Below are 9,158 nucleotides of genomic sequence, written 5' to 3'. Positions count from 1 at the left end.
AGCAGCGGTCTCCAAAACCGCAGGTTGGGGGTTCGATTCCCTCCTGGCCTGCCATTATTTTAACGTCTGGATACATAAGCTGATTCCTATGGAGTCAAGAGCCCAACAGTCGACCAGCCGCCTTGATACGCTCAAGTGGCTGGTTGTTTTTATTTTGATTGCCGCAGGTGTTGTCGGTAATCAGTACTTTAGTGGCGAGTCAGTGTTGTATCGTGCACTTGCGCTGGTTGTTCTGGCGCTGGTGGCAGCATTTGTCGCGCTTCAGACCGATCGTGGTCGTCGCTTTGCAATCCTGCTCAAGGAAGCGCGGGTAGAGATTCGCAAGGTTGTCTGGCCTACACGTCCCGAGCTGATTCAGACCACGATAATTGTTGTGGTCTTTGTGCTCGTGGTCGCGCTTATTCTGTGGGGTATGGATTCGCTGATTGCGTTCCTGGTTCAGGGTTTCATCGGATAGTCAGGGGCAGGTAATGGCAAAGCACTGGTTTGTGGTTCAGGCATACTCCGGATTCGAGAAGCATGTCATGCGTACCCTGAAAGAGCGCGTTGCGCTCCACGGTATGGAAGACAAGTTCGGGGATATTCTCGTTCCGACTGAAGAAGTCGTTGAAATGAGAGACGGCAAGAAGCGCAAGAGTGAGCGTAAGTTTTACCCGGGCTACGTCCTCGTCCAGATGGAAATGGAGGACGCGAGTTGGCACCTGGTGAAAGATACACCGCGCGTTCTTGGCTTTATTGGCGGAACCAAGGATCGTCCGGCGCCTATTACCGAAAAAGAAGCGGATGCGATTTTGCGTCGCGTGGAAAGCGGCGCTGATAAGCCCAAGCCGAAAACCCTGTTCGAGCCGGGTGAGGTTGTTCGCGTCGTTGAAGGTCCGTTTGCGGATTTCAACGGTGTTGTTGAGGAAGTTGATTACGACAAGAGTCGTGTCAAAGTCGCTGTTCTTATTTTTGGTCGCTCAACTCCGGTGGAGCTGGAATTCGGGCAGGTCGAAAAAGACTGATTTGCGATTTTGGAACCGGGCTCGCTCACCAGTGGTGAAGCGGGCTTTTTCTGTCTGCTGTTAGCAGTGGTAAATACAGGGGAGCCGAAAGGCGTTCGAACCCATCAGGAGTGAATCATGGCGAAGAAGATCGACGCTTATATCAAGCTTCAGGTTGCTGCCGGTCAGGCCAACCCGAGTCCCCCCGTTGGCCCGGCACTTGGTCAGCGTGGCGTGAATATCATGGAATTCTGCAAGGCATTCAATGCCAAGACTCAGGGTATGGAACCTGGCTTGCCAATTCCCACCGTGATCACAGTTTACAGTGATCGCAGCTTCACCTTTGTTACCAAGACGCCTCCGGCTGCCGTTCTGCTGAAGAAAGCGGCGGGCATCAAGAGTGGTTCCGGTCGCCCTAATACTGAAAAAGTCGGCACCGTGACCCGCGCCCAGCTTGAAGAAATTGCCAATACCAAAGAGCCTGACATGACGGCTGCCGATCTTGAGTCCGCTGTGCGGACCATTGCCGGTACCGCTCGTAGCATGGGCCTGAATGTGGAGGGGTTGTAAGATGGCCAAGCTGAGCAAACGTCAGAAGCAAATTCGTGAAAAAGTAGACTCCACCCGTGCGTACAGCATAGATGAAGTTGTAGCTCTTCTCGCCGAGTTGGGTGCTGCGGTCAAATTTCGTGAGTCGGTAGATGTTGCGATCAACCTTGGTGTTGATGCACGTAAATCCGACCAGGTCGTTCGCAGCAGCACTGTGCTGCCCCACGGTACCGGCCGTACAGTTCGTGTTGCCGTCTTTACCCAGGGTGCTAACGCCGAGAAGGCGAAAGCCGCTGGCGCAGACATTGTCGGCATGGACGATCTGGCTGAAGAAGTCAAAAAAGGCAACATGGACTTCGATGTGGTTATTGCCACTCCGGATGCCATGCGTGTCGTTGGTCAGCTGGGTCAGATACTGGGCCCCCGCGGCCTTATGCCCAACCCGAAGGTTGGTACCGTGACACCGGACGTCGAAACCGCCGTTAAGAATGCCAAGGCGGGCCAGGTTCGTTATCGTACCGACAAGAACGGCATCATCCACGCGCCGCTCGGTAACGTTGAATTCTCTGCAGAAGCCATCAAGGAAAACCTTGAAGCGCTGATCGTAGACCTGAAAAAGGCCAAGCCTGCATCGTCCAAGGGCGTTTACCTCAAAAAGGTAACGGTTTCTTCGACAATGGGGCCTGGCCTGACTGTTGACCAGAGTGGTCTGAATATCTGATCACAGGTCAGCAGTAACTTTGTAGTCTGGGCGGAAGCCAAGGCTGTCAAAGACCGCAGGCCCTGGAGTCTGTTCTCGCAATACGGGAGCAGGCATAAAGGTTAAAGCAACGCCTGCGCAGACGGTGTGAAGACGTTCTCTCTGAACCCAAACACCGTTAGGCGCCCGAAAGGGCAATGATGGGTTTGCCGGATACCCGGCGAAATCGAGGAGAAATCCAGTGGCAATTAGACTCGAAGACAAGAAGGCGATCGTCGCTGAAGTCAACGAGACTGCCGGTGGTGCCCTGTCCGTCGTGCTGGCCGATTACACCTCTGGTGACATGACTGCGCTTCGTGCCAAGGCTCGTGCCGAAAATGTTCGTCTGAAGGTTGTTCGCAACAATCTGGCGAAACTTGCGGTTGCGGGTACCGAGTTTGAGTGCATTAAAGAAGCACTTATCGGTCCGACAATTCTGGCGTTCTCTATGGAAGATCCCGGCGCGGCTGCAAGGCTGCTGAAGGACTTTGCAAAAGAGAAGGAAGCGTTCGAGATCAAAGGTCTGGCAGTCGGCGGTGAGCTGATGGGCCCAGAACAGATCGATCGCCTGGCCAAGCTGCCGACGCGCCACGAAGCGCTGACGATGCTGGCCGCCGTTACACAGGCACCGGTTACCAAGCTGGCACGCACCCTGAACGACGTTCCAGGAAGAATTACGCGTGTTATCGCTGCAGTCCGGGACCAGAAGCAAGAAGCTGCTTGATTCTGTTGAACACCATTTTTTAAATTTCGGAGAAAGTCATGGCTCTGTCTAAAGACGATATTTTGAATGCAATTGCTGAAATGAGCGTTATGGATGTTGTAGCGCTGGTTGAAGCTATGGAAGAGAAGTTCGGCGTATCTGCTGCTGCCGCTGTTGCTGCTGCTCCTGCTGCCGCTGCTGCTGAAGCTGTTGAAGAACAGACTGAATTTGACGTTATTCTGACCGGTCCTGGTGAGAAGAAAGTTAACGTCATCAAGGCAGTTCGTGAACTGACCGGCCTGGGCCTGAAAGAAGCCAAGGAAATGGTTGATAGCGCTCCTTCCACGATCAAGGAAGCCGCTTCCAAAGCTGACGCTGACGAAGCCAAGAAGAAGCTTGAGGAAGCAGGCGCTTCTGTTGAGCTTAAGTAATCGCCGGTTTATGACCGGTTCCGCGCTCTGAGCGTGGATGGGCTGGTGGCTGCAAGTCACCGGCCTTTTTCTGTTGTATATGCTATAGAGATGAGTGCAGCTGCTAGACTTAATAGCTCTGCGCTCGTCACCTACAGCCAGTGTCTTGTTCAAGACGGCGCAGTACGCCGAGCAACTCGGCCCCGAAGCAGGTAAATGGTTGCTTCTTGATACCAGGTATCAGGTCTAAAGCTGGGGAATGCAGATGACTTACTCCTATACTGAGAAAAAGCGGATTCGCAAAGATTTTAGTAAATTGCCTTCCGTGATGGATGTCCCCTATTTGCTGTCTATTCAGCTGGATTCATATCGGGACTTCCTGCAAATGGAAGCCGCCGCTGACGCACGCCAGGAAACTGGTCTGCATGCAGCATTCAAATCCGTATTCCCGATTGTCAGTTATTCTGGCAACGCGGCGCTTGAATACGTGAGCTACCGCATTGGCGAGCCGGTATTCGACGTCAAGGAATGCCAGCTGAGGGGCGTTACTTACGCCGCACCCCTGCGCGTCAAGGTCCGGCTGATCATCTACGACCGTGAGTCGTCGAACAAAGCCATCAAGGACATCAAGGAACAGGAAGTCTACATGGGCGAAATGCCCTTGATGACTGAAAACGGTACCTTTGTTGTTAACGGTACCGAGCGGGTAATTGTTTCCCAGCTCCACCGCTCACCTGGTGTGTTTTTTGACCATGACAAGGGTAAGACCCACTCGTCCGGCAAGCTTCTCTATTCTGCCCGGGTGATTCCTTACCGTGGTTCATGGCTCGATTTCGAGTTCGATCCGAAAGACTCTGTGTTTGTTCGTATCGATCGCCGCCGCAAGTTGCCGGCGAGTATTCTGCTGCGGGCGTTGGGTTACACTTCCGAGCAGATGCTGGAAATGTTTTTTGATACCAGTAAGTTTGCCATCGGCGAAGAGGTTTCCAAACTTGAGTTGGTGCCCAGTCGTCTGCGTGGTGACATTGCTACCTTCGACATCAAGGACAAGGAAGGCAACGTCGTTGTCGAAGAAGGTCGCCGGGTTACCGCGCGACATATTCGGCAACTGGAGAAATCCGGCATTAACGAACTGGAGGTTCCGACCGAATACCTCTACGGGCGCGTCATTGCCCGGGATATGATCGATACCAAGACTGGGGAAGTGCTGGTCGAGTGTAACACCGAGATCACCGAAGAAGTGATGGCGAAAATCTTTGCTGCCGGTGTTACCGATGTCGAGACCCTGTACACGAACGACCTCGATTGTGGCCCGTTCATGTCCGACACCGTCCGTATTGATCCGACCCGTACGCCACTTGAGGCGCTGGTCGAGATTTACCGGATGATGCGTCCTGGTGAGCCGCCCACCAAAGAGTCGGCAGAAAATCTGTTCAATAACCTGTTCTTCTCAGAAGAGCGTTATGACTTGTCTGGCGTTGGCCGGATGAAACTGAATCGCCGTCTGGGTCGCGAAGAGAGCACCGGCGCCGGCACGCTGACCAACGAAGACATCATTGATGTTCTGAAAACGTTGATCGCCATCCGCAACGGGTCAGGTAACGTCGATGATATCGACAACCTGGGCAATCGGCGCATCCGCTCTGTGGGTGAAATGGCCGAGAACCAGTTCCGTGTTGGCCTGGTTCGTGTTGAGCGTGCGGTTCGTGAACGCCTCAGCCTCGCCGAGAGCGAAGGCCTGATGCCTCAGGATCTGATCAATGCCAAGCCGGTAGCGGCTGCGGTGAAGGAGTTCTTTGGCTCCAGCCAGCTGTCGCAGTTCATGGATCAGAACAACCCGCTGTCCGAAGTGACTCACAAGCGTCGTGTGTCAGCATTGGGCCCTGGCGGTCTCACCCGTGAGCGCGCCGGCTTCGAGGTTCGTGACGTACATCCGACTCATTACGGTCGTGTGTGTCCTATCGAAACACCTGAAGGTCCGAACATCGGTCTGATCAACTCTCTGGCCACCTACGCCCGGACCAACTCCTACGGCTTCCTTGAGAGCCCGTACCGGAAGGTTGTTGAAGGGCTGGTCACCGACGAGATCACCTATCTGTCTGCCATTGAAGAGAGCAACTTCATCATCGCCCAGGCGAGTGCGGCTCTTGATGACAGTGGTCGTCTGGCAGATGAGCTGGTAACCGTGCGCCACCAGAACGAGTTCACGGTCACGCCGCCGGAAAACGTTAACTTCATGGACGTGTCGCCACGCCAGGTAGTTTCCGTTGCGGCCTCGCTGATTCCGTTCCTTGAGCACGACGATGCTAACCGCGCCCTCATGGGTTCGAACATGCAGCGCCAGGCGGTTCCCACTCTGCGTGCGGACAAGCCGCTGGTAGGAACAGGTCTCGAGCGGATCGTAGCCCAGGACTCTGGTGTCTGTGTTACGGCCCGTCGTGGTGGTGTGATTGAAGATGTGGATGCTGGCCGGATTGTGGTACGCGTTCACGATGTGGAAACAGAAGCGGGTGATGCGGGTGTAGATATCTACAACCTGACCAAATACACCCGGTCCAACCAGAACACCTGTATCAACCAGCGTTCAATCGTCAAGCAGGGTGACATTATTGCCCGCGGTGACGTCCTGGCGGATGGTCCCTCCGTGGATCTGGGTGAGCTGGCGCTGGGGCAGAACATGCGTATCGCGTTCATGCCCTGGAACGGCTATAACTTTGAGGATTCCATCCTGGTTTCCGAAAAAGTCGTACAGGAAGACCGTTTCACCACCATCCACATTCAGGAACTGACCTGTGTGGCGCGGGATACCAAGCTCGGTAGTGAAGAAATTACCGCTGATATTCCGAACGTTGGTGAAAGTGCGCTGTCCAAGCTGGATGAATCCGGCATTGTTTACATCGGTGCGGAAGTCGGTCCGGGCGATATCCTGGTGGGCAAGGTGACGCCCAAGGGCGAAACCCAGCTGACACCGGAAGAGAAGCTGCTGAGGGCAATCTTTGGCGAGAAGGCATCTGACGTTAAAGACACCTCCTCACGGGTTTCTGCGGGTACCCGCGGCACGGTGATTGACGTTCAGGTGTTCACCCGCGATGGCATCGAAAAGGATGAGCGGGCGCTGTCCATCGAACTGGAGCAGCTTAACCAGTATCGCAAGGACCTCAAAGATGAGTACCGGATTGTTGAAGGTGCCACCTTTGAACGTCTGACCGCGGCGCTGTCCGGCCAGGAAGTGATCAGTGGCCCCGGGCTGAAGAAAGGTGCCGTGCTTGACGCCGGGTATCTCGCTGATCTTGAGCGGGATCAGTGGTTCAAGCTGCGGATGAAAGATGAGTCGCTCAACGAGCTGCTCGAGAAGTCCGAGCAGGGTCTTGAAGAGCGCAAGAAAGAGCACGACGATCGCTTTGATGACAAGAAGCGCAAGCTTCAGCAGGGCGATGATCTGGCTCCGGGTGTACTCAAGATCGTCAAGGTCTATCTTGCCATCAAGCGGCGGATTCAGCCCGGTGACAAGATGGCGGGTCGTCATGGTAACAAGGGTGTTATTTCCGCGGTGATGCCGGTGGAAGACATGCCCCATGATGAGCACGGCACAACGGTTGATATCGTGCTGAATCCGTTGGGTGTTCCCTCGCGGATGAACGTTGGTCAGGTTCTGGAAACCCATCTGGGTGCCGCTGCCAAGGGTCTTGGCGAGCGTATTAACGGAATGCTTCAGGAACAGCGTAAGGTTGGTGAAATCCGCGAGCTGCTGGATCAGATCTATAACCACAGCGACGAAGTGCCCGCGGTTGACCTGGACAGTCTTTCCGACAAGGAAATTCTGGACATGGCCAACAATCTGCGTGGTGGTGTTCCGATGGCGACTGCCGTATTCGACGGTGCCAAGGAAGCGGAAGTTAAGCATATGCTCGAGCTTGCCGGCATGGATACCAGCGGTCAGGTTACACTGTACGATGGTCGTACCGGTGATACCTTCGATCGACCAGTTACCGTCGGCTACATGTATATGTTGAAGCTGAACCACCTGATTGACGACAAGATGCACGCGCGTTCCACCGGCTCCTACAGCCTGGTTACCCAGCAGCCGCTGGGTGGTAAGGCACAGTTTGGTGGTCAGCGCTTCGGTGAGATGGAAGTCTGGGCTCTGGAGGCCTATGGCGCCGCCTACACCTTGCAGGAAATGCTTACCGTCAAGTCTGATGACGTCAATGGTCGGACCAAGATGTACAAGAACATTGTGGACGGAGACCACAGGATGGAGCCGGGCATGCCCGAATCCTTCAATGTTCTCGTCAAGGAGATCCGCTCGCTGGGTATCGACATCGAGCTGGAATCCGAGTGAGCCGAATCGTTTTTTGGCAGCGTGAGCGGGCACACACCGTGTGCCCGCCCGAGATTAACGCCATCCGGAGCTGTTACTGATGAAAGATTTGCTGAATCTTCTCAAGAGCCAGAACCAGAGCAAGGAATTTGATGCTATCCGCATTGGTCTGGCATCACCGGAAATGATCCGTTCCTGGTCTTTCGGTGAAGTGAAAAAGCCGGAGACCATTAACTACCGCACCTTCAAACCGGAGCGGGATGGTCTTTTCTGTGCAAAGATTTTTGGTCCCATCAAGGACTATGAGTGCCTGTGCGGCAAGTACAAGCGTCTCAAGCATCGTGGTGTCATTTGTGAAAAGTGCGGGGTAGAAGTTGCTCTGGCCAGCGTTCGTCGTGAGCGTATGGGTCATATCGAGCTGGCAAGCCCGGTCGCCCACATCTGGTTCCTGAAGTCGCTGCCTTCCCGTATCGGCATGATGCTGGACATGACCCTGCGTGACATCGAGCGGGTCCTCTACTTTGAGTCCTTCATCGTAATCGATCCGGGCATGACCACGCTTGAGCGCGGACAGCTGCTGAACGATGAGCAGTACTACGAAGCGCTGGAAGAGTTCGGGGATGAATTCGACGCCCGTATGGGTGCTGAAGCCATCAAGATGCTGCTGGAAGATATTGATCTGCAATCGGAAGTGGACATGCTGCGGGAAGAAATTCCCCAGACCAATTCCGAGACCAAGATCAAGAAATACACCAAGCGTCTGAAAATTCTCGAGGCGTTCCTGTATTCAGGCAACCGCCCCGGCGACATGATCATGACCGTGCTGCCGGTACTGCCGCCTGATTTGCGGCCGCTGGTGCCGCTTGATGGTGGCCGGTTCGCGACCTCGGATCTGAACGATCTGTACCGTCGGGTGATCAACCGGAACAACCGTCTCAAGCGCCTGCTGGAGCTGAACGCTCCGGATATTATCGTGCGCAACGAAAAGCGCATGCTGCAGGAAGCGGTTGACGCACTGCTGGACAACGGCCGTCGCGGTCGTGCCATTACCGGCACCAACAAGCGCCCGCTGAAGTCACTTGCCGACATGATCAAGGGCAAGCAGGGTCGTTTCCGTCAGAACCTGCTGGGCAAGCGCGTGGACTACTCCGGTCGTTCCGTTATCGTGGTTGGTCCTTACCTGCGCCTGCACCAGTGCGGTTTGCCGAAAAAGATGGCACTGGAGCTGTTCAAGCCATTCATTTTCTCCAAGCTGGAGCACCGCGGTCTGGCGACCACCATCAAGGCCGCCAAGAAGATGGTCGAGCGCGAGGAAGGTGTGGTCTGGGATATTCTGGATGAAGTCATCCGTGAGCACCCGATCATGCTGAACCGGGCGCCGACTCTGCACCGTCTGGGTATCCAGGCGTTTGAGCCGGTTCTGATCGAAGGCAAGGCCATCCAGCTGCACCCG

General features: G+C 54.9%; 7 protein-coding genes and 1 pseudogene. All 8 read left to right on the top strand.

Annotated elements, in window-relative coordinates:
• Positions 1-88 precede the first annotated feature (88 nt).
• Entirely contained in the window at positions 89-457 is a 369-nt protein-coding gene (gene secE / locus AAC035_RS14385) for a preprotein translocase subunit SecE (RefSeq protein ID WP_339805317.1), read from the top strand.
• A gap of 13 nt (positions 458-470) precedes the next feature.
• Positions 471-1,004 carry a transcription termination/antitermination protein NusG gene (gene nusG / locus AAC035_RS14380; protein ID WP_339805316.1) on the top strand — a complete coding sequence of 178 codons (534 nt, stop codon included), beginning with the start codon at positions 471-473 and terminating at the stop codon, positions 1,002-1,004.
• Between the two features lie 117 nt (positions 1,005-1,121).
• Complete coding sequence (gene rplK, locus AAC035_RS14375) at positions 1,122-1,553, top strand: 50S ribosomal protein L11 (RefSeq protein WP_339805314.1); 432 nt, start codon at positions 1,122-1,124, stop codon at positions 1,551-1,553.
• Position 1,554: 1 nt separating this feature from the next.
• On the top strand, positions 1,555-2,253 hold the full coding sequence (gene rplA / locus AAC035_RS14370; protein WP_339805312.1) for a 50S ribosomal protein L1: 699 nt from the start codon (positions 1,555-1,557) through the stop codon (positions 2,251-2,253).
• 220 nt (positions 2,254-2,473) lie between these two features.
• Positions 2,474-2,995 carry a 50S ribosomal protein L10 gene (gene rplJ / locus AAC035_RS14365; RefSeq protein WP_339805310.1) on the top strand — a complete coding sequence of 174 codons (522 nt, stop codon included), beginning with the start codon at positions 2,474-2,476 and terminating at the stop codon, positions 2,993-2,995.
• Positions 2,996-3,033: 38 nt separating this feature from the next.
• On the top strand, positions 3,034-3,405 hold the full coding sequence (gene rplL, locus AAC035_RS14360) for a 50S ribosomal protein L7/L12 (RefSeq protein WP_339805308.1): 372 nt from the start codon (positions 3,034-3,036) through the stop codon (positions 3,403-3,405).
• A 244-nt stretch (positions 3,406-3,649) separates the two neighbouring features.
• Positions 3,650-7,726 (top strand): DNA-directed RNA polymerase subunit beta, encoded by a 4,077-nt coding sequence (gene rpoB, locus AAC035_RS14355; RefSeq protein WP_339805306.1) that lies wholly within the window; start codon positions 3,650-3,652, stop codon positions 7,724-7,726.
• 79 nt (positions 7,727-7,805) lie between these two features.
• Positions 7,806-9,158: pseudogene (locus AAC035_RS14350) on the top strand (DNA-directed RNA polymerase subunit beta'); the annotation flags it as partial.

It is taken from the genome of uncultured Marinobacter sp. (genome assembly GCF_963974375.1).
Classification (GTDB): Bacteria; Pseudomonadota; Gammaproteobacteria; order Pseudomonadales; family Oleiphilaceae; genus Marinobacter.
The sequence above is the reverse complement of the archived record's forward strand: the minus strand, read 5'-3'. Positions and strand labels throughout refer to the sequence as shown.